The 20,318-nt window shown below is 71.4% G+C and carries 21 protein-coding genes; 6 read left to right on the top strand and 15 right to left on the bottom strand.

The genetic code is table 11. The features are described 5' to 3' along the window. Window positions 1-136 precede the first annotated feature (136 nt). The 3 genes from pyk to pta form a co-directional block, all read right to left on the bottom strand. Window positions 137-1,561, bottom strand: a complete 1,425-nt coding sequence (pyk, locus tag IE182_RS12585; RefSeq protein ID WP_190109853.1) for a pyruvate kinase — start codon at window positions 1,559-1,561, stop codon at window positions 137-139. 72 nt (window positions 1,562-1,633) lie between these two features. Then, on the bottom strand, window positions 1,634-2,845 hold the full coding sequence (locus IE182_RS12590; protein ID WP_190109854.1) for an acetate kinase: 1,212 nt from the start codon (window positions 2,843-2,845) through the stop codon (window positions 1,634-1,636). 159 nt (window positions 2,846-3,004) lie between these two features. Continuing rightward, window positions 3,005-5,101 carry a phosphate acetyltransferase gene (pta, locus tag IE182_RS12595; RefSeq protein ID WP_190109855.1) on the bottom strand — a complete coding sequence of 699 codons (2,097 nt, stop codon included), beginning with the start codon at window positions 5,099-5,101 and terminating at the stop codon, window positions 3,005-3,007. A 221-nt stretch (window positions 5,102-5,322) separates the two neighbouring features. Here pta and IE182_RS12600 point away from each other — a divergent pair, with 221 nt between their 5' ends. Beyond that, window positions 5,323-6,348: an ATP-dependent 6-phosphofructokinase gene (locus IE182_RS12600; RefSeq protein ID WP_190109856.1), complete on the top strand. Its 1,026-nt coding sequence runs from the start codon at window positions 5,323-5,325 to the stop codon at window positions 6,346-6,348. A gap of 129 nt (window positions 6,349-6,477) precedes the next feature. Here IE182_RS12600 and IE182_RS12605 read toward each other — a convergent pair whose 3' ends face one another. Both IE182_RS12605 and IE182_RS12610 read right to left on the bottom strand, forming a co-directional pair. Then, the gene (locus tag IE182_RS12605) at window positions 6,478-9,018 is read right to left on the bottom strand and encodes an ABC transporter permease (protein ID WP_190109857.1); all 2,541 of its coding nucleotides are present in this window, start codon (window positions 9,016-9,018) and stop codon (window positions 6,478-6,480) included. Window positions 9,019-9,068: 50 nt separating this feature from the next. Further along, entirely contained in the window at window positions 9,069-9,884 is an 816-nt protein-coding gene (locus tag IE182_RS12610) for an ABC transporter ATP-binding protein (protein WP_190109858.1), read from the bottom strand. Between the two features lie 242 nt (window positions 9,885-10,126). On the opposite strand from IE182_RS12610, the gene IE182_RS12615 reads away from it, so the two are divergent. After that, window positions 10,127-10,411, top strand: a complete 285-nt coding sequence (locus tag IE182_RS12615; RefSeq protein ID WP_190109859.1) for a hypothetical protein — start codon at window positions 10,127-10,129, stop codon at window positions 10,409-10,411. Further along, window positions 10,408-10,803, top strand: coding sequence for a PIN domain-containing protein (locus IE182_RS12620; protein WP_190109860.1), 396 nt, complete (start codon window positions 10,408-10,410; stop codon window positions 10,801-10,803). The genes IE182_RS12615 and IE182_RS12620 overlap by 4 nt, the downstream gene beginning before the upstream one ends. Window positions 10,804-10,812: 9 nt before the next feature. Here IE182_RS12620 and IE182_RS12625 read toward each other — a convergent pair whose 3' ends face one another. The 4 genes from IE182_RS12625 to IE182_RS12640 all read right to left on the bottom strand — a co-directional run bounded on the left by IE182_RS12625 (window position 10,813) and on the right by IE182_RS12640 (window position 13,513). Then, the gene (locus IE182_RS12625; protein WP_190109861.1) at window positions 10,813-11,649 is read right to left on the bottom strand and encodes a carbohydrate ABC transporter permease; all 837 of its coding nucleotides are present in this window, start codon (window positions 11,647-11,649) and stop codon (window positions 10,813-10,815) included. A 230-nt stretch (window positions 11,650-11,879) separates the two neighbouring features. Beyond that, entirely contained in the window at window positions 11,880-12,323 is a 444-nt protein-coding gene (locus IE182_RS12630; RefSeq protein WP_190109862.1) for a hypothetical protein, read from the bottom strand. Window positions 12,324-12,635: 312 nt separating this feature from the next. Next, window positions 12,636-13,058, bottom strand: a complete 423-nt coding sequence (locus tag IE182_RS12635) for a CBS domain-containing protein (RefSeq protein WP_190109863.1) — start codon at window positions 13,056-13,058, stop codon at window positions 12,636-12,638. Between the two features lie 38 nt (window positions 13,059-13,096). Then, window positions 13,097-13,513, bottom strand: a complete 417-nt coding sequence (locus IE182_RS12640; RefSeq protein WP_190109864.1) for a CBS domain-containing protein — start codon at window positions 13,511-13,513, stop codon at window positions 13,097-13,099. Between the two features lie 202 nt (window positions 13,514-13,715). On the opposite strand from IE182_RS12640, the gene IE182_RS12645 reads away from it, so the two are divergent. Further along, entirely contained in the window at window positions 13,716-14,522 is an 807-nt protein-coding gene (locus IE182_RS12645; RefSeq protein WP_190109865.1) for a VOC family protein, read from the top strand. A gap of 31 nt (window positions 14,523-14,553) precedes the next feature. Here the strand turns inward: IE182_RS12645 and IE182_RS12650 are convergent, their stop codons facing one another. Further along, window positions 14,554-14,730, bottom strand: a complete 177-nt coding sequence (locus tag IE182_RS12650) for a DUF397 domain-containing protein (RefSeq protein WP_190109866.1) — start codon at window positions 14,728-14,730, stop codon at window positions 14,554-14,556. A gap of 9 nt (window positions 14,731-14,739) precedes the next feature. After that, a complete protein-coding gene (locus IE182_RS32765) occupies window positions 14,740-14,898 on the bottom strand; it encodes a Scr1 family TA system antitoxin-like transcriptional regulator (protein ID WP_373303552.1) in 159 nt (52 codons plus the stop codon). 41 nt (window positions 14,899-14,939) lie between these two features. Here IE182_RS32765 and IE182_RS12655 point away from each other — a divergent pair, with 41 nt between their 5' ends. Further along, window positions 14,940-15,170, top strand: a complete 231-nt coding sequence (locus IE182_RS12655; RefSeq protein ID WP_190109867.1) for an ATP-binding protein — start codon at window positions 14,940-14,942, stop codon at window positions 15,168-15,170. A 14-nt stretch (window positions 15,171-15,184) separates the two neighbouring features. Here IE182_RS12655 and IE182_RS12660 read toward each other — a convergent pair whose 3' ends face one another. Both IE182_RS12660 and IE182_RS12665 read right to left on the bottom strand, forming a co-directional pair. Continuing rightward, window positions 15,185-16,237: a carbohydrate ABC transporter permease gene (locus tag IE182_RS12660; protein WP_229844761.1), complete on the bottom strand. Its 1,053-nt coding sequence runs from the start codon at window positions 16,235-16,237 to the stop codon at window positions 15,185-15,187. Next, window positions 16,234-17,619: an extracellular solute-binding protein gene (locus tag IE182_RS12665; protein ID WP_190109868.1), complete on the bottom strand. Its 1,386-nt coding sequence runs from the start codon at window positions 17,617-17,619 to the stop codon at window positions 16,234-16,236. The genes IE182_RS12660 and IE182_RS12665 overlap by 4 nt, the downstream gene beginning before the upstream one ends. A 46-nt stretch (window positions 17,620-17,665) precedes the next feature. On the opposite strand from IE182_RS12665, the gene IE182_RS12670 reads away from it, so the two are divergent. Further along, complete coding sequence (locus tag IE182_RS12670) at window positions 17,666-17,806, top strand: hypothetical protein (RefSeq protein WP_190109869.1); 141 nt, start codon at window positions 17,666-17,668, stop codon at window positions 17,804-17,806. Here IE182_RS12670 and IE182_RS12675 read toward each other — a convergent pair. Both IE182_RS12675 and IE182_RS12680 read right to left on the bottom strand, forming a co-directional pair. Then, entirely contained in the window at window positions 17,793-18,512 is a 720-nt protein-coding gene (locus IE182_RS12675) for a response regulator (protein ID WP_190109870.1), read from the bottom strand. The two genes, IE182_RS12670 and IE182_RS12675, sit on opposite strands and share 14 nt — an antisense overlap. Beyond that, window positions 18,509-20,188 carry a sensor histidine kinase gene (locus tag IE182_RS12680; RefSeq protein ID WP_190109871.1) on the bottom strand — a complete coding sequence of 560 codons (1,680 nt, stop codon included), beginning with the start codon at window positions 20,186-20,188 and terminating at the stop codon, window positions 18,509-18,511. Before IE182_RS12680 ends, IE182_RS12675 begins: the two co-directional genes overlap by 4 nt. Window positions 20,189-20,318 lie beyond the last annotated feature (130 nt).

Genomic DNA, 20,318 nt, shown 5'->3' on the forward strand with positions numbered 1-20,318 from the left:
CCGCTCCCGGGCCCGCGGGCGGGGGCAGCCGTTGCGATCACCTCGGCCCCGGGGACGTCCCGGAGAACCGGAGACGCCCCGGAAACGGCGAGGGCCGCCACCCCCGCAGGGGTGGCGGCCGTCGTGCTGCGCGAACCTAGCGGTTCTCGCCCAGGTGGTGCACCCGGACCATGTTGGTGGTGCCGGGGATGCCGGGCGGGGAGCCGGCCGTGATGATCATGGTGTCGCCCTCGTTGTAGCGCTTGAGCTTCAGCAGCTCGGCGTCCACGAGGTCGACCATGGCGTCGGTGTTGTCGACGTGCGGCACGACGTAGGTTTCCACGCCCCAGCTCAGCGCCAGCTGGTTGCGGGTCGAGGCGTCCGTGGTGAAGGCCAGGATCGGCTGGGCCGTGCGGTAGCGGGACAGGCGGCGGGCCGTGTCACCGGACTTGGTGAAGGCGACCAGCGACTTCGCGCCCAGGAAGTCCGCGATCTCGCAGGCCGCGCGGGCGACCGAGCCGCCCTGCGTGCGCGGCTTCTTGCCCGGGACCAGCGGCTGCAGGCCCTTGGAGAGCAGCTCCTGCTCGGCGGCCTCGACGATGCGGGACATCGTCTTGACCGTCTCGATCGGGTAGGCGCCGACCGAGGACTCGGCCGAGAGCATGACCGCGTCCGCGCCGTCCAGGATCGCGTTCGCGACGTCGGACGCCTCGGCGCGGGTCGGGCGCGAGTTGGTGATCATCGACTCCATCATCTGGGTCGCGACGATCACCGGCTTGGCGTTGCGGCGGCACATCTCGATGAGGCGCTTCTGCACCATCGGGACGCGCTCCAGCGGGTACTCCACCGCCAGGTCGCCACGGGCCACCATCACACCGTCGAAGGCCATGACGACCTCGGCCATGTTCTCGACGGCCTGGGGCTTCTCGACCTTGGCGATCACCGGCACCCGGCGGCCGACCTCGTCCATGACGCGGTGGACGTCGTTGACGTCCTTGGCGTCGCGGACGAAGGACAGCGCGACCATGTCGCAGCCCATCGCGAGCGCGAACTTCAGGTCCTCGATGTCCTTCTCGGACAGCGCCGGGACGTTCACGGCCGCGCCGGGCAGGTTGATGCCCTTGTGGTCGGAGATGACGCCGCCCTCGATGACGATCGTCTTCACGCGGGGGCCGTCGACCTCGGTCACGCGCAGCTCGACGTTGCCGTCGTTGATCAGGACCTGGTCGCCCTTGGTGACGTCACCGGGCAGGCCCTTGTAGGTGGTGCCGCAGATGGTGCGGTCGCCGGGGACGTCCTCGGTGGTGATGGTGAACTCGTCACCGCGCACCAGCTCCACGGGGCCGTCCGCGAAGGTCTCCAGGCGGATCTTCGGGCCCTGCAGGTCGGCCAGGACGCCGACCGCGCGGCCGGTCTCCTCCGCGGCCTTGCGGAGGCGGATGTACCGCTCCTCGTGCTCCGCGTGGGTCCCGTGGCTCATGTTGAAACGGGCCACGTTCATGCCGGCCTCGATCAGCGTCTTCAGCTGATCGAAGGAGTCGACGGCGGGGCCCAGGGTGCAGACGATTTTGGAACGGCGCATGGGGCAGATCCTATCGGTTTGTTTCGGAGCGGAATATTCGAGCTGTGGGAACGACCAAGGAACGATCGTCGATCAAGAGCTGACCAGCGCGTACGTCTGAGTGGCGATCTCCAGCTCCTCGTCGGTGGGCACCACGGCCACCGCGACCCGGGCGTACTCGGGGGAGATCAGGCGCGCCTCGCCGGAGCGGATGGCGTTGAGGCCGGCGTCCACGACCAGGCCCAGCTCCTCCAGGCCGGCCACGGCCGCCTCGCGCACCGGGGCGGCGTTCTCGCCGACGCCCGCCGTGAAGGCCACGGCGTCGACCCGGCCGAGGACCGCGTAGTAGGCGCCGATGTACTTCTTCAGCCGGTGCACGTAGATGTCGAAGGCGAGCGCCGCCTGCTCGTCGCCCTCGTCGATGCGCCGGCGGATCTCGCGCATGTCGTTGTCGCCGCACAGTCCGATCAGACCGCTCTTCTTGTTCAGGAGCGAGTCGATCTCGTCGACGGACATCCCGGCGTTGCGGGAGAGGTGAAGGATGACCGCCGGGTCGAGGTCACCGGAACGGGTGCCCATGACCAGGCCCTCCAGCGGGGTCAGGCCCATGGAGGTGTCGACGCAGCGGCCGCCGCGGACGGCGGAGGCGGAGGCGCCGTTGCCCAGGTGCAGCACGATGACGTTGACCTCGGACGGGTCCTTGTCCAGCAGCCGGGCGGTCTCGCGGGAGACGAAGGCGTGCGAGGTGCCGTGGAAGCCGTAGCGGCGGATGCGGTGGGCGTCGGCGGTCTCGACGTCGATCGCGTAGCGCGCGGCGGACTCCGGCATCGTCGTGTGGAAGGCGGTGTCGAAGACCGCGACCTGCGGCAGGTCGGGGCGGAGCGCCTGCGCGGTGCGGATGCCGGTGATGTTGGCCGGGTTGTGCAGCGGGGCCACCGGGATCAGCCGCTCGATCTCCGCCAGCACCTCGTCGGTGATCACGGTCGGCTCGGTGAACTTCTGGCCGCCGTGCACCACGCGGTGGCCGATCGCGGCCAGCTCCGGCGAGTCCAGGCCCAGCCCGTCGGCGCCCAGCTCCTGCGCGACGGCCTGCAGCGCGGCGTCGTGGTCGGCGATGGCCTCCTCGCGCTCGCGCTTGGTGCCGCCCGTCGCGAGCGGGGTGTGCGCCAGCCGCGAGGTCTCCTCGCCGATGCGCTCGACCAGCCCGACGGCCAGCCGGGCGCCGTCGGCCATGTCGAGGAGCTGGTACTTGAGCGAGGACGAGCCGGAGTTGAGGACGAGGACTCGGGTGGCGTTGGCAGTCATCAGGGCTTTCCGGGTTGTGGAGCGTGGGGGGGTGTGGGGCGTGCCGGGTGCCGCGCGGGGACCGCGGGGCCCGGCGTCCGGCCCCTGCGGCCGTACGGGACCGGCGGGCGCGCTGCCCGCCGGATGCCCGTACGGCCGTACGGACGCCGGACCGGACGGTCAGGGTTCCGTGCGCTCGCTGCGCTGCTCGCCCTGCGCCTGGATGGCGGTGATGGCGACGGTGTTGACGATGTCCTGCACCAGCGCACCGCGCGAGAGGTCGTTGACCGGCTTGCGCAGGCCCTGCAGGACCGGGCCGACCGCGACGGCGCCGGCCGACCGCTGCACGGCCTTGTAGGTGTTGTTCCCCGTGTTGAGGTCCGGGAAGACCAGCACCGTGGCCTTGCCCGCGACCTCGGAGCCGGGGAGCTTGGTCTTCGCCACGGCGGCGTCCACGGCGGCGTCGTACTGGATCGGGCCCTCGACCAGGAGGTCGGGGCGGCGCTCGCGCACCAGCTCGGTGGCCTTGCGGACCTTGTCGACGTCCGCGCCGGAGCCGGAGGTGCCGGTGGAGTACGACAGCATCGCGATCCGCGGCTCCACGCCGAACTGGGTGGCGGTCGCCGCGGACTGGATGGCGATGTCCGCGAGCTGCTCGGCGTTCGGGTCGGGGTTGACCGCGCAGTCGCCGTAGACCAGGACCCGGTCGGCCAGGCACATGAAGAAGACGGAGGAGACGATCTGGGCGCCCGGCGCCGTCTTGATGATCTCGAAGGCGGGGCGGATGGTGGCGGCGGTGGAGTGCACCGCGCCCGAGACCATGCCGTCGGCCAGGCCCTCCTGGACCATCAGGGTGCCGAAGTAGGAGACGTCGGCGACGACGTCGTGGGCCAGCTCGACGGTCATGCCCTTGTGGGCGCGCACCTTCGCGTAGAGCTCGGCGAAGCGCTCGCGCAGCGGCGAGGTCTGCGGGTCGATGAGCTGGGCGCCGGCCAGGTCGATGCTCAGCTCGGCGGCGCGCTTGCGGATCGCGTCCTCCTCGCCCAGCAGGATGAGGTCGCACACGTCGCGGCGCAGCAGCACGTCCGCGGCGCGCAGCACGCGCTCCTCGGTGCCCTCGGGCAGGACGACGCGTCGGCGGGCCGAGCGGGAGCGCTCGATCAGCTCGTGCTCGAACATCATCGGGGTCACGCGGCTGGAACGGGCCACGGAGATGCGGTCCGTCAGCTCGGAGGTGTCCACGTGGCGCTCGAACAGGCCCAGGGCGGTCTCGGCCTTGCGCGGCGAGGACGCCTCCAGCTTGCCCTCGACCGCGAACAGCTCGGCGGCGGTGGGGAAGGAGCCGCCCGGCACCGAGACGACCGGCGTGCCGGGGGCCAGCCGGCCGGCCAGCGCCAGGATGTCCGGGCCCGGCCGCTCGTCCAGGGTCAGCAGCACGCCCGCGATGGGCGGGGCGCCGGCGCTGTGCGCGGCGAGCGCGCCGACGATCAGGTCGACGCGGTCCCCGGGGGTGACCACCAGGCAGCCCTCGGTCAGCGCGGGCAGGAAGACCGGCAGCATGGCGCCGCCGAAGACGAAGTCCTTCGCGTCGCGCGAGAGCCCCGCGTCGTCGCCCAGGAGCACCTCGGCGCCCAGCTTCTGCACGATCTGCCGCACGGTCGGCGCGGAGAGCGAGCCGTCCTCGGGCAGTGCGTAGCAGGGCACCGGCAGGGTCGCGGACAGGTGCTCGGCGATGGCCTCGCGGTCGGCCGGGGCGACGCGGTTGACGACGAGGGAGACCACGTCGCAGCCCAGCGACCCGTAGGCGCGGTAGGCGTTGACGGCCTCGGCCCGTACGGACTCGGCCGACTGCTCCTGGCCGCCGACGACCGTGATCACGGACGCGGCGAACTCGTTGGCCAGCCGGGCGTTCAGGGCGAGCTCGTCGGGGAGGGTCGTGCCGGCGAAGTCGGTGCCGAGGACGAGCACGTACTCGTGGTCGCGGGCCACCGCGTGGAAGCGCTCGACGAGCCGGGAGACCAGCTCGTCCGTGCCGCGCTCGGCCTGCAGGGCGGCCGCCTCGTTGTAGGTCAGGCCGACGACGCTCTCCGCGGACTGCACCAGCCGGTAGCGGGAGCGCAGCAGGTCGACGAGGCGGTCGGGTCCGTCGCCGTGGAAGAGGGGGCGGAACACGCCCACCTTCTCCACGTGGCGGGTGAGGAGCTCCATGACTCCCAGCTCGATGACCTGGCGCCCGTCGCCCCGGTCGGTCCCGGTCACGTACACGCTGCGCGTCACGCGTGCTCTCCTTGATGCCCTAGTGCTTCGCCGAGTGTTCTTCGGACGGTTCTTCGGAAGAAATTAGACCCGTTAAGGTGGCCTTGCCCTCTTGACAATACCTGCGACCGTGGATAAGGCGCGCGTCAAGGGGGTGATGGCGGAGTGCCGCACTACCGCCCGGCCCGTGAAAGAATCGGTCCGGCTCACAGGTACCAGTAGCGAGCAGGAGACACAGCACGATGCGCATCGGAGTCCTCACCGCGGGCGGAGACTGCCCTGGCCTGAACGCTGTCATCCGTTCGGTGGTACACCGGGCGCTTGTCGGCCACGGCGACGAGGTCATCGGCTTCGAGGACGGCTTCAAGGGGCTGCTCGAAGGCCGCCACCGCAAGCTCGACCTGGACGCCGTCAGCGGCATCCTGGCCCGCGGCGGCACCATCCTCGGCTCGTCCCGCCTGGAGCGCGCCCGGCTGCGCGAGGCGTGCGAGAGCTCCAAGGAGCTCGCCCGCGACCTCGGCATCGACGTGCTGATCCCGATCGGCGGCGAGGGGACGCTCACCGCGTCCAAGATGCTCTCCGACGCGGGCCTGCCCGTCGTCGGCGTCCCCAAGACCATCGACAACGACATCTCCTCCACGGACCGCACCTTCGGTTTCGACACCGCCGTGGGCGTCGCCACGGAGGCCATCGACCGCCTCAAGACCACCGCCGAGTCCCACCAGCGGGTGATGGTCGTCGAGGTCATGGGCCGCCACGCCGGCTGGATCGCCCTGGAGTCCGGCATGGCCGGCGGTGCCCACGGCATCTGCCTGCCCGAGCGCGCCTTCGACCCGGCCGACCTGGTGAAGATGGTGGAGGAGCGCTTCGCCCGCGGCAAGAAGTTCGCCGTCATCTGCGTCGCCGAGGGTGCGCACCCCGCCGAGGGGACCATGGACTACGCCAAGGGCGCCATAGACCAGTTCGGCCACGAGCGCTTCGCCGGCATCGGCACCAAGCTCGCCGGCGAGCTGGAGCGCCGCCTGGGCAAGGAGGCCCGCCCGGTCATCCTCGGCCACGTGCAGCGCGGCGGCACGCCGACCGCGTACGACCGCGTCCTCGCCACCCGCTTCGGCTGGCACGCGGTCGAGGCCGCCCACCGCGGCGACTTCGGCAAGATGACCGCGCTGAAGGGCACCGACATCACGATGGTGCCGCTGGCCGACGCGGTGACCGAGCTCAAGCGCGTCCCGGAGAACCGGATGAACGAGGCGGAGTCGGTCTTCTAGTCCGCATCTCCTGGGGAGAGCGGCGAAACCCCTCCACGGGAGCGACGAAATCCCTCGCGTCAGTGACGAAAGGGCGGTGGGTCCACGGGACCCACCGCCCTTTCGCGTACGCGCCCCACGGGGCGGGGCTCACTGCGCCCCGATCGCCTCCAGCGTGTCGAGCTTCGCCGCCCGGCGGGCCGGCCAGAGAGCGGCCAGCACGCCGACCGCGAGGGCCAGCAGCAGGAACACCGTGATCCGGCCCCACGGCACGACCATCTGGTACTGCGGGAAGGACGAGCGCAGCAGGTGCCCGCCGGACCAGGCGAGGAAGACACCGGCCCCGACGCCCAGCACCGCGCCGAACATCGCGATCATCACGGACTCCAGCCGGACCATCCGCTTGACCTCGCGCCGGTCCAGGCCGATCGCGCGCAGCATCCCGATCTCCCGGGTCCGCTCGAAGACCGACATGGCCAGGGTGTTGACGACACCGATGACGGCGATGACGACGGCCATGCCCAGCAGCCCGTACATCAGGTAGAGGATGTCGTCGATGTTCCCGGCGTCGGCGCGGCGCAGGTCGTCCTGGCTCTGGACCTTCACGAGCGGGTTGCCGCCGAGCGTCTCCTTGATCTTGGCGGGCAGGTCCTTCGCCCGGCCCGGGGCGGCCTTCAGCAGCACCTGGTCGTCGCGCACCTTGTCCATGTGCGGGTCCACGAGGGCGGGGGCGGTAAGGACCGAGGACAGCACGTCGTTGTCCCGGTAGACGGCGACGACGCGCGGGGCGGCCTTCCTGCCGTCGTAGAAGGACATCGGCAGGGTGGCACCGGCCTTCAGGCCCCGGTCCTTCGCGAACGTCTCGGAGACCGCGACGGCGGAGGTGCCGCGGACGTCGGACAGCGAGCCGCCGACCATGCGGACGTGCGCCACCTCGGCGATGGCCGCGACGTCCGTGGCGAGGGCGAGCGAGGGGTGGCCGTCCGTCTGGAAGCCGGTCGTGCGCAGCCCGACGGCCGCGTCGACGCCGGGCTGCCCGGCGAGCGTCCTGGCGATCTCGGGGGAGAGGCCCCGGTAGCTGGACGAGCTGACCTTGTAGTCGGCGGTCAGGTCCTGCGGGCCCATTTTGTCCATGCCCCGGTCCGCCGAGACGGCGGCCACGGTCAGGCCGGTGATCAGGGTGAGGCCGATCATCAGGGCGGACGCGGTGGCGGCGGTGCGGCGTGGGTTGCGCAGCGCGTTCTGACGGGCGAGCTTGCCGCTGACGCCGGAGAGCCGGATGGCGAGCCGTCCGAAGAGATGGACGAACGGGCGGGAGAGCAGCGGGGCCAGGACGATCACGCCGGCGAGGGTGAGCACCGAGCCCGCCATGGCGTACTGCAGGCCGCTGCTGTTCTTGAACGTCGTGACGTACAGCATGGTCGCCACGCCGAGGCCGGTGAGCGCTGCGCCGAGGGAGTTGCGCAGCACCAGGCCGCGGGGGGCCGGCGCCTGGTCGATCGCGGCCAGCGCCTCGACCGGGGCGATCCGCGCGGCCTTGCGGGAGGGCAGCCACGCGGCGAGCACGGTCACCACGACGCCGACTCCGAGGGCGGTCAGCACGGCCGTCGGCTCGACGACCAGCGGCCCGTCCGGCAGGCTCGCGCCGGTCGCGTTGAGCACCGAGCGCAGGCCGGTGGCCACGCCCAGGCCCAGGACGAAGCCGGCGGCGGAGGCGGCCAGGCCCAGCAGGCCCGCCTCGATCAGCACCGAGCGCACGACCTGGCGGCGCGAGGCGCCCACGGCCCGCAGCAGCGCGATCTCCCGGCTGCGCTGGGCGATGAGCATGGTGAAGGTGTTGGCGATGATGAAGACGCCGACGAAGAGGGAGATGCCGGCGAAGACCAGGAGCGTCTTGCGGATCGAGCTCGTCTGCTCGTCGATCATCCTGGACTCCGTGGCCGCGAGCTGCTTGCCGCTCTGGGCCTCGAAGGACTGCGGCAGCACCCGGCGGACCTCGGCGGTCAGCTTCCGCTGGTCGGTGCCGGGGGTCGCGGAGACGACGAGCTCGCTGAACTCGCCGGGCTTGCCGAAGAGCTTCTGCGCGGTCGCGGTGTCGAACAGGGCGAGGCTGCCGCCCGCGCTGACGCGCGGGTCGTCGGTCCTGGCGATGCCGACGAGCTTCTTGGTCATGACCGGGCCGTCGACGGCGAGCCGGACGGTGCCGCCGACCTCGGCGCCCGTCTTCCCCGCCGTTCCGGCGTCCAGGACGATCTCGCCCTCGGCGGCGGGGCCCCGGCCCTTGACGATCGGGTAGCGGCTGTCCTTGCCGTTCGGGCCGGGCACGTAGTTGGCGCCGGTGCTGCCCCACTCGCTGCCGGCGGGGTTGTTCCGCTTGTCCGCGATCACGGCCGCGCCGCTGACGGACGGGCGGACGGCGGCCACGCCGGGCAGGGCGCGTACGGAGTCGACGACGCGGTCGTCGAGGGGCCGCTCGTCCTTGGCGTCGGTGCCGGGGCGGCCGCCGCCCGCCGTGACGGAGACGGCGACGTCGTCGAGGCTCTTGGACATCCGGTCGCGGAAGGCGCTGCCGACGGAGTCGCTGAAGACGAGGGTGCCGGAGACGAAGGCGGTGCCGAGGAGGACCGCGAGCGCGGTCATCATCAGCCGGGTCTTGTGCGCGAGGAGGTTGCGCAGGGCGGTACGGAACATGTGGGTGGGTCAGTCCTGGGGTTCGAGGCCGGCGGGGATCAGGGCGCTGGTCAGCTCGTACGGCCCTTGGCGTCGAACGCGGGGGTCCGGGGGTTTCCCCCGGGAAGACGCCGCATGCGGTCCAGGACGGCGTCGGCGGTGGGCTCGCGCAGCTCGTCGACGATGCGGCCGTCGGCGAGGAAGACGACGCGGTCGGCGTAGGAGGCGGCGACCGCGTCGTGGGTGACCATGACGACGGTCTGCTGGAGCGCCCGCACGGACTCGTGGAGGAAGCCCAGCAGCTCGGCGCCCGAGCGGGAGTCGAGGTTCCCGGTCGGCTCGTCCGCGAAGATGATCTCGGGCTGGGCGGTGAGCGCACGGGCCACGGCCACGCGCTGCTGCTGGCCGCCGGAGAGCTGGCTGGGCCGGTGGGCGAGGCGGCCGGAGAGGCCGAGCGTGGCGACGACCTGCTGCAGCCACTGCGGGTCGGGCTTGCGTCCCGCGATGTCCATGGGGAGCGTGATGTTCTCCAGGGCGCTGAGCGTCGGCAGCAGGTTGAACGCCTGGAAGACGAAGCCGATCCGGTCCCGGCGCAGTGCGGTGAGCTGTCGGTCGCCGAGCGAGCCCAGTTCGACGTCGCCGATCCGCGTGGAGCCGGAGGAGATGGTGTCGAGGCCGGCCATGCAGTGCATCAGCGTCGACTTGCCGGAGCCGGAGGGCCCCATGATCGCGGTGAACTCGGCCCGGCGGAACTCCACGGAGACCGAGTCCAGCGCGGCCACGCGGGTCTCGCCCTGCCCGTAGACCTTGCTCAGTGCGGTGGCGCGGGCGGCGACGGCGCCGGAGCGGGGGATGTGGGGGACGGCGTGGGGGGCCGGGTACGACACGAGGTCTCCTCCGGGAGGGGAACAGTCTGGAACAGGCGGTCTGGAATAAGCGGTTCCAATTCTTCGGGCGCCGGACCGGCGGGACGTCAGCCGTCAGGCCGGACTTCGGCGTCGCACTCTGAGCCCGTGGTGCCGGTGGCACGTAGTACCGGAGACGGACGGCGTCCTCCTGAAGATGCACGCAGCTCGAAAGGGTGAAGGGGGCGGCGCGCGCCAGGCCGTCGTTGCTCTATGGTGCGGCTATGGACACCACGACGATCCAGGTTCCACGCAAGACCCGTGATCATCTCGCTGAGCTTGCGAAGGATCGCGGCATCACCCTCGGTCAGCTGGTCGAGGTGCTGGCCGCCGAGCAGCCGACCGCCGCGGAACGTGCCGAGCGGCTCGCCGCCGCCCGCGAGCACGTACGCACGGTGATCGGTCTCGACATCAGCGACGAAGAGTTCGATCAGGCGCCGGACATCCTCGGCAACATCTACAAGATCGCAGCAGACAAGGCCAGGGTCGCGCGGAGCGACGCTGCGTGATCATCCTCGACACCTCTGCCACGCTCGCCCTCGTGCAGGGACACAAAACCCTCAATCTCCTCGCGGTCAACATGACGCGCACAGGCGACCGGCTGGTCATCCCCGCGCTGTGTCTCATGCAGGCGGAAGCCGGGGACGTCGGCGCCTCGCGTCGTGCGCTCGGCCTCCCCTGCGTCACTGTCGACAATCTCGGCATGACCGCCGCTGTCAGCGTCGGCGCGATGATCCGCGACGGCTACGGCGGCCCGGATACCTGCCATGCCTTGTACTGCGCCCTGCCACGAGCCGAATTCACCGGCATGTCGATCCTCTTGACCGGCAACGGGGACTCCTACCCGCCCGGCGTGGTCACCGTGGACATCGACTCACCCGGCATGCTGGGCCTCGGCTGATCCGTTCCTTCACCCCTTGACCGCCCCGCCGAGTGTGAAGCCGTCGCCCATCCTGCGGGCGATGAGTGCGTAGAGAAGAACGACCGGCGTGGAATAGAGGATCGAGAAGGCCGCCAACTGCCCGTAGGCAACCTGCCCGTAGTTGCCGAAGAACGTGAAGACGCTGACGGACGCGGGCAGCTGCTCGGGGGAGAGCAACAGCATGAACGGCACGAAGAAATTGCCCCAGAGCAACGCGAACGAGTAGGTCGACACGACAGCCACGCCGGGCCCCATGAGGGGAAGGACGATGCGGGTAAGCGTCTGGATCCATCCAGCACCATCCGTCCAGGCTGCCTCCTCCAAGGACTTCGGTACGCCGTCCATGAAGTTCTTCATCAGCCAGATGGCGAAGGGGAGTTGGGTCGCGGACATGAAGACCGCGGTGCCGTACATCGTGTCGATGAGGTCGATCTGCACGAACAGTCCATAGACCGGCACCATGACGGCGGTGATCGGCAGGCACGCGGCGAAGAGAAGTGTCAGCAGGTACGGGCGGTTGAAACGGGACTGGAAGCGCGACAGGGGATAGGCCGCGAGCGATGCGCATGTGACGGTAAGGACGGTTGCACTACCGCACAGTGCCAAGCTGTTGACCATCGGCGTGAAGGTGATGTCGTCCGTCAGCACTGCCGAGAAGTTTTCGAGCGTCGGGCTTTCGGGGACACCCGCCTTAAGGCCGGCCTTCGAGTCCACGGACGCGAACAGCAGCCACAAGAGTGGTGTGGCAAACGTGGCGACCACGACGAGCAGTGCGGCGTCGGCGGCCAGTCGATTTCGGGTGCGGCGGGCGAGGAGCGGGCGCATGGCACCTCCGGGCGCGACGTGCGCGGACAGCCATGGCGAGCGTAGCGCGCGGCCGAGGCGGGGAGCAGGGGGCCGGAGGCGCGCGCATGCCTGCCGGGCCGGTGGTGGCTTCGGCGGGCTGGGGACCGCGTCCTGCAGCGGGAGTGGGGTGCGGCCCGGAAGGTCGCCGGCCCCGGGTACGCCGACGGCCCGGCAGCGCTCGGCTACCGGACCGTTCTGGGGCACGGGTTTCAGTTCTTCGGGCAGAGGTTCGCCTGCACCGCGATGAGGATCTGCTCGGTTTGCTCGGTGGTGACCTGCGTTGCGCCGGAGAATCGCTTCTGCGTGAGGGACACGACCTTGGCGTGGTCGTTGGGGAACGAGTGGATCGTGCCGCAGGTGTCGCGGCCACGGCTTACCGCTCTGTCTTCCTTGCCGCCGACGAGCGCGGGTGAGATCGCACTCAGGGCGCGGATGTAGGCGGCCTGTGTGGCGGCGTCAGGCTTGGGTGGGACGCCGGCGGGGGTGGCGGCGTTCGTGGGTGTCGTCGGCGCAGGGGGTGCTGTGGTGGCGGTCGTCGGGGCCGGCGGTGGTGTGTTCTCCGAGTCGGTGCTGCCGTCCTTGTCGCTGCCGCATGCGGTGAGGACGGCGGCAGTGAGGGCGACGGCGAGTAAGGCAGTGGTGCGGCGGTTCACGGTGGCTCTCCCCTGGCCAGTGGACATGATCGCCTCATCCTGCGCATGCGAACGTCCCGCCACAAGGGGGGACGGGGCGGGACAGCAGCACGCCCCTCTTGCTGCGCCCTCGGTGGCTGAGGTGAAGGGGCCCGAAGGGCGGCTCAAGCAGCCTCAGGGCCTCGCTGCCGTGACGGGTGCGACGGTCGGGAAGCGGGCGCATGGCACCTCCGTACGCGACCACGCGGACGCAGCCGCTCGGAGGGTGGCGCTTGGCGGCCCCGGGCGGCCCGGCTGCGTGCCGGTGCCGTCGGGCCCCCGGGCCCGGTGCGTTCAGCGGGCCGGGGAGTAGATGTGGCCGGCGAATTCGGCGACCTGGGCGTCGGGGAGGTGACGGGCCAGGTCGGCCTCGCTGATCATGCCCACCAGGCGCTTGTTCTCGATCACCGGCAGGCGGCGGATGCGGTGGCTCTCCATTTCGTGCAGGACGTCCTCGACGTCGGCGTTCGCGTCGATCCAGCGCGGGGTGCCCTCGCACAGGTCACCGGCCGTGCACCGGGACGGGTCGTGGCCCTTCGCGAGGCACTTCACCACGATGTCGCGGTCGGTGATGATGCCGCACAGGCGGCCGTTGTCGTCGCTGACCGGCAGGGCGCCCACATTGAGCATCTGCATCACCTGGGCCGCGCGGGGGAGCGTCTCCTCGCGGGTTATCCACTGGGCGCCCGGGTGCATGATGTCCTTGGCCTTGGTCATGGTCTGCCTCCGGAGGCAGTGCGGTCGGTTCCGCCGGGTCAGCGGGCGTAGACCATTTCCGCGAACTCGGCGATCTGGTCGTCCGTGAGGTGCTGCGCCAGGTCCGCCTCGCTGATCATTCCGACGAGACGCTTGTTCTCGATCACCGGGAGTCGCTTGATCCGGTGGTTCTCCATCTCGTGCAGGACGTCCTCGACGTCGGCATTGGCGTCGATCCAGCGGGGGGTGCCCTCGCACAGGTCGGCGGCCGTGCACCGCGACGGGTCGATCCCCTCGGCAATGCACTTCACGACGATGTCGCGGTCGGTGACGATGCCGCACAACCGCTCGTTCTCGTCGGCGACGGGCAGCGCCCCGACGTTCAGGTCGCGCATCAGCTGGGCCGCGGTGTCCAGCGTCTCCGTCTTGGATATCCACTGGGCGCCGGGGTGCATGATCTCCTTGGCCGTCGTCATGGTCCGTCTCCTGCCTTCCGAGTGCGTGGGGGTGCCGTGCCTCTCTGATGGCACTCTCATCGTCTCCCCTCACCCTGGCCCGCGGCTATCGGAGGCACACTCCGTTCACGGGTGTCGGTCGTGCCGGGCGCGTGTCAGTGGCCGGTGCCAGACTGAATGTCGCCGGGGAAACCCGGCCGGACCGTCGAAGGGGCACATCACCATGCTCACTACAGACTTTGTCGCCGGCTCTCCTTGTTGGCTCGACCTCGGCAGCCCGAACGTGGAGGGCGCCGTCGACTTCTACAGCGACGTCTTCGGCTGGGACCACCAGTCCGCGGGCCCGGAGGCGGGCGGTTACGGGGTCTTCCGCAAGGACGGCAGGGACGTCGCGGCCCTCGGCCCGCTCACGGAAGAGGGCGCGAGCTCGGCCTGGACGGTGTACTTCCGGACCCTCGACGCGGACGCCACGGCCAAGGCGGCCGAGCAGGGCGGTGCCACGGTGCGGGTGGCGCCGTTCGACGTGACGGACGCCGGGCGGATGGCCTGCCTCACCGATCCGTGCGGCGCGGAGTTCGCCGTCTGGCAGCCGGGCACCGTCAAGGGCCTGCAGACGGTCACCGAGCCGGGTTCGCTGTGCTGGACGGAGCTCCACACCTCCGACCCCACGGCGGCCAAGGCGTTCTACCGCGGCATCTTCGGCTGGCGCTCGGAGGACGTCAAGGTCCCCGGCATGACGTACACGGTCCTGTCCACCGCGGCCGGCGAGGACCAGCAGCGGGCCTCCTTCGGCGGCGTCGTCCCCTTCCGCGAGCCTGCCGACAAGCCGCACTGGCTGCCGTACTTCGAGGTCCCCGACGTCGACCAGGTCGTCGCCCTGACGGAGGGCAACGGCGGATCCGTCATCATGCCGGCCGCCGACGCCCCCGACATCGGACGCATGGCCTGGCTGGCGGACCCGTACGGTGCGGCCTTCGCGGTGATCAAGAGCGTGACGCCCCCGGCGGAGCCGGCGCCCTCGGCGGGCTGACGTCCGGGCGCGCCTCTGCCCCCCCCGGGGGCTACGCGTCGGCCTTGACGCTCGCCAGTAGGGCCCGCAGCCGGTGCGGGGTGGTCCGGATGACGGTGCCGGGGGTGTCGCTCTCGCGTATGAGGACGCGCCCCATGGAGTCGGCAAGTTCTACGCACTCGACGGCATCCGTCGAAAACGACGATTTTTGCCAGCGGATTTCCGACATGTCGTGCCTTCACAGTTCTGCGACGATGCTGCAGACGAGGTCGCGCGTGTCGCTCGGGCTGAGGGAAAGCTCTTCGGTGCGGTCAAGGATAGTCCGGTAGTCGGACAAGTGGGCGGGCGCGTCGAGCAGGGCGCTTCCCTGGGCCACATCCAGGTGGACTGTGTCCAGTTGAGGAACTGTGCCGACAGCGTAGAACGTGGACGTTCCGGATGACCGTCCACGGGGACCGGGTCGTCGTAGCCGTACGGGACGACGACCCGGCCCGGCGGCCGTATCACCGTCAGGCCGGTCCCGACGAGGAAAGCGGCAGGGGGCTGATGCTCGTGCGCAATATTTCCTGCGAGTCGGGGGTGACCTTGGTCTGGGACGGGCTCGACTTGACCGGTAAGCGTGTCTGGTTCGTTCTGCGCGAGCAGGAGTCCTGCCTGGCACCGGCATAGCCCGCAGCTGCCCCCTACACCTCCTCCCTCAGCAGGCGCACGTACACCGCCGCGAAGACGGCTCCCACGAGCAACAGCAGCAGGGCCACTGCCGTTCCGTAGCCGATCAGTGCCTTGAGGAATGCCTGGTCGTACATGAACACCGGCAGGGTCTGGCTGCGGTTGCCCGGGCCGCCGCGGGTCATGGCCCAGATGAGGCCGAAGACCGACAGCGTCTGCAGGGTGTTGAGCATGAGGTTGGTGCCGATCGACCGGCGCAGCAGGGGCAGGGTGATGTGGACGAAGCGGCGCAGGCCGCTCGCGCCGTCGACCTCCGCCGCCTCGGTGACGTCGCGGGGGATGTCCGACAGGGCGGCCGAGTACACCAGCATCGAGAAGGCCGTGCCGCGCCAGACGTTGGCGAACGACACGGCCAGGATGGGCAGGGTGAACAGCCAGTCCTGCTGCGGCAGATGCAGCCACTCCAGGACGGCATTGAGCGTGCCGCGCCGGTTGAAGAAGGTGTAGAGCAGGAAGCCCGCCACGATCTCCGGCAGGACCCAGGCGGCGACCACCACCGTGCCCGTCAGGGTGCGGACGCCACGGGACGCGCGCCGCATGAGCGCGGCCAGGGCGAAGCCCAGCGTGTTCTGGCCGACGATCGACGACAGGACCGTGAAGAGCAGCGTCAGCAGCACCGCGTTGCGGAAGTCCGGGTCCGCGAGGGCGCGGCGGAAGTTGGCCAGGCCCACGAAGGAGGCCGAGGACTGACCGGTGAGCTGGGTGTCGGTGAAGGCCAGGTAGACGCAGTACGCGATCGGGCCGGCCAGGAAGAGGAGCAGCAGGACCGTCGCCGGCGCCAGCGGGAGCCAGCGTGCGGCGCCGCCGCGGCTCCCTGGGGCACCGCTACGGGCACCGTGCGCCTTCCGCCCCGTACCGCGACGGGTACCGTGCGCCTTCCGCGCCGTACCGCGACGGGCGCCGTGCGCCTTCCGCGCCGTATCCGTCCGCCCCGCACCCGTCCCCTCCGCACCACCGGACCCGTGCACGGTCCCCGCCGTCCCCGTCGTCCCTTCCGGCTCCCTCATCGCGTCGTCACACCCGACGTGCCCGCGATCGACCGCAGCCGCTCGTCGTAGCGCCGCGCCGCCCGGGCCGCGTCCGCGTCGCCCGTCGTGACCGACTCCATCGCCTCCTGGATCGCGTTCGACACCTGCGGATACACGGGCAGCGCCGGGCGGTAGTGGGTGTTCTCGACCAGGCTCGTGAAGAACTCGATGCCCGGCATCGACTCCCGGTAGCGGGTGGTCGACGCCACGTCGTCCCGCACGGCGATCTGCGCGTCGCGCACCGTCCACTCGGTCGCGTTGGGGAGCGTCTGCAGCGTCTCGATGACCTGCCAGGCGAGGTCGGCCTTGCCGGACTTGGCGCTGATGGCCCACGTCCAGCCGCCGGACAGGCTCACCCGGCCCGGCGCCTTGCCGTCCTGCGTCGGGAAGGCGGCCCGGCCCATGGCGTGTGTCCACTCCGGCCACGGGGAGGGGCCGTCGGCCAGCCAGTTCTTGGCGAGCCACGAGCCGTCGAGTGCGATGGCCAGCTTGCCGTGGGGCAGCCAGTCGGTGGCGACGACGGTGGTGACGTTCGGGTCGAGCGCCTCGGAGGGCTCGGGGCCGAGCTTCTCGGCGTAGACGGTCCGGACGAAGTCCAGGGCGTCCTTGAAGCCCCGGCCACCCGCCACCCACTTCTTCGCCGCGGGGTCGTACAGGGGGTCGGGCCCCGTCCCGTAGAGCAGCATCTCGAAGCCCTGCATGGCCGCCGCCTCGCCCGCGCCCTTGCCGGTGTAGACGTTGAGGGGGATCACGCCGGGGACCTTGCGCTTGATGGTCCGGGCGGCGTCGAGCACGTCCTTCCAGCTGTGCGGCCACCAGTCCTCCGGCAGCCCGGCCTTGGCCAGGAGCGACTTGTTGAACCACAGGCCGCGCGTGTCGGTGCCGTCCGGCACGCCGTACGTCCTGCCGTCCTCCGCCTTCGCCGACGCCTTCGCGGTGGGCTCGAAGTGGTCCCACGCCTTCCACCGCGCCAGCTTGTCGTCCAGCGGTCTCAAGTAGCCGCTCGTGATGTCGGAGTTGATGAGAAACGTATCCTCACGGACCACGTCCGGTGCCGTCTTCGACGACCGCATCATCTGCTGGATCTTGGCGGCGTAGTCGCCGTCGGACGCCTGGATCGGGACGAGCTGGAGCTTCTTCCCCGGGTGCTCCCGCTCGAACTGCTTCTTGATCAGGGCCAGATGGTCGTCCATGATCCGCACGTTGTTGTCCGTGCTGCGCTTGTAGGCGATCTTCACGGTGTCCGGGTCGCCGCCGGAACCGCCGCAGGCCGTCAGGGAAGCGGCCGCGAGCAGGGCCGCGGACCCGAGGGCGAGTGCGGTGAACGCGCGAGGGGTGTGTACGGGGGTGGTGGGGCGCACGGCACGACCTCCTGCACCTTGTGACGTCGAGTCGTACGTTCCCCCGGTGGCCCTGCCGCACGCGTACCGCACGTGTACCGCCCGCCGCCGTCCGGCTCCTCCTCCGGCTCCCGGGGTGTCCCTCGCCGACGCCTGCCCGTCCGCCCTCGCCGACGCCTGCCCGTCCGCCCTCGTCAGCGCCCGCTGAGCCAGCTGTAGCGCAGTTCGGGGCGGCCGACCTGGCCGTACTGCGGGGCTCTGGCGGCCCGGCCGGTGTCGACCAGGTACTCCAGATAGCGCCGGGCGGTGATCCGGGAGATGCCCACGGCGGTCGCGGCCGCGCCCGAGGAGACGCCGTCGGCCCCGGCGGCCCGCAGGGTCTCGGTGATCGACTGCAGGGTGTCCGGGGCCAGCCCCTTCGGCAGCGCCGCGGGCTGCGGCGCCCGCAGCGCCGCCAGCGCCCGGTCGACCTCCTCCTGACCGCTCGCCTCGCCCGCGGCGGCGCGGAACTCCGCGTACCGCGCGAGGCGGTCGCGCAGGGTGGCGAAGGTGAAGGGCTTGAGGACGTACTGCACCACCCCCAGCGAGACCCCTTCGCGGACCACGGCCAGGTCGCGGGCCGAGGTCACGGCGATGACGTCCGCGGTGTGCCCGGCGGCGCGCAGCGAGCGCACGAGCTGCAGGCCGTGGCCGTCGGGGAGGTAGAGGTCCAGCAGGAGCAGGTCGACCGGGGTCCGCTTGAGGATCTGCGATGCGTCGCTCCGGCTGTGTGCCGTGCCGGCGACCGAGAAGCCCGGCACCCGCCCCACGTACAGCGCGTGCGCGTCGGCGGCGACGGGGTCGTCCTCGACGACCAGCACGCGGACGGGCGGTGGGGACGCGGCCACCGGGGGCGTGCTCGGTCTGGTGCTCATGCGGGGGCTCCTTCGGAGGTACGTGTGCACAGGGGCAGCCGGACCGTGAACTCGGCCCCGCCGGCGGGGGAACGGCCCAGGGTGACCGTGCCGCCGTTGCGCCGGGCGGCCTGCTGCACGAGCGCCAGGCCCAGGCCGCGGCCGTGCGGGGCGGCGGCCGGCGACTTGGTGGACCAGCCGCGGCGGAACACCTCGTCCACGGCCTCGGGGGCCACTCCCGGGCCCGAGTCGCCGACCCGCAGCAGCAGCTCGCCACGGCCGTCGCCCTCACCTCCGCCGGGGCCGTCGCCGTCGGGGTCGTCACCGCCACCGGCCCGGACGGTCACGGTGACGCGGGCGGTGCGGCGGGAGCCGGTGGCCGCCTCGACCGCGTTGTCGATCAGGTTGCCGAGGATGGTGACGAGGTCCCGGGCCGGCAGCCCGGACGGCAGCAGGCCGTCGTCGAGGCGCGTGTCGTCGGTCAGGACGAGCTCCACGCCGTGCTCGTTGGCCTGCGCGGCCTTGCCCAGCAGGAGCGCGGCCAGGACGGGCTCGCCGACGGCGGCGACGACGCGGTCGGTGAGGGCCTGGGCGAGTTCGAGTTCGGCGGTGGCGAACTCCACCGCCTCCTCGGCCCGGCCGAGCTCGATGAGGGAGACCACGGCGTGCAGCCGGTTGGCCGCCTCGTGCGCCTGCGAGCGCAGCGCCTCGGTGAAGCCGCGCACGGAGTCCAGCTCCCCGGAGAGCGACAGCAGTTCGGTGTGGTCGCGCAGGGTGACGATCGTGCCGCGCCGCTCCCCGCTGGAGACGGGCGAGGAGTTGACGACGACGATGCGTTCGGCCGTCAGGTGCACCTCGTCGACGCGCGGCCCGGGGGCCATCAGCGCGTCGGTGAGCGAGGCGGGCAGGCCCAGCTGGGTGACGTGGCGGCCGACGGCCTCGCCGTGCAGGCCGAGGAGTTCACGGCCGCCGTCGTTGACGAGCGCCACGCACCGCCGGCCGTCGAGCATCAGCAGCCCCTCGCGCACCGCGTGCAGCGCGGCCTCGTGGTAGTCGTGCATCCGGCTGAGCTCCGTGGCGTTCATGCCGTGGGTGTGGCGGCGCAGCCGCAGGTTGAGCAGGTAGGTGCCCACGCCGCCGAGGGCGAGGGCGCCGGCGGCCATGCCGAGGAGCGCGGCGACCTGGCGGCTGAGCCGGGCGCTGATCACGTCGACCGTGATGCCGGCGCTGACCAGCCCGGTGACGGTGTCGTTCTCCTGCACGGGTGCGACGGCCCGCACGGAGGGGCCCAGCGTGCCGGTGTACGTCTCCGAGAACGTCCGGCCCTCCAGGGCGGGGCCGGTGTGGCCCATGAAGCGTTCGCCGATGCGGGCGGGGTCGGGGTGGGTCCAGCGGATGCCGCCCGGGCTCATGATCGTCACGAAGTCGACCCCGGTGTCGCGCCGGACCTGCTCGGCGTACGGCTGCAGCGCGGCGGCCGGGTCGGCCGTCCGCACGGCCGCCCGCACGGCCGGTGACGCGGCGATGGCGGTGGTCGCGGTGGTCACCTGGCGGCGGGCGGCCTCCTCCGCCTGCCGGCGGTCGGCGAGGTAGGTGAACACCGCGCAACCGGCCACCACGAGCGCGACCAGCACGATCTGCATCGCGAAGAGCTGGCCGGCCAGGCTGCGGGGGCGGCGTATGCGGGGTGTGGGCATGGCCGACAGTGTGCCTTCTGGCGCGTTCGTGAACGTAATGCACGTAAGCGTGACCGCCGTCACAGGGCAGTGCATAGTCTCGCCTGTCCCCGCTGTTGTCCGGGCGGGGTCCGAGGGCGGGGTTCGAAAG

It is taken from the genome of Streptomyces cinnamoneus (assembly GCF_014650495.1).
GTDB lineage: Bacteria > Actinomycetota > Actinomycetes > Streptomycetales > Streptomycetaceae > Streptomyces > Streptomyces cinnamoneus.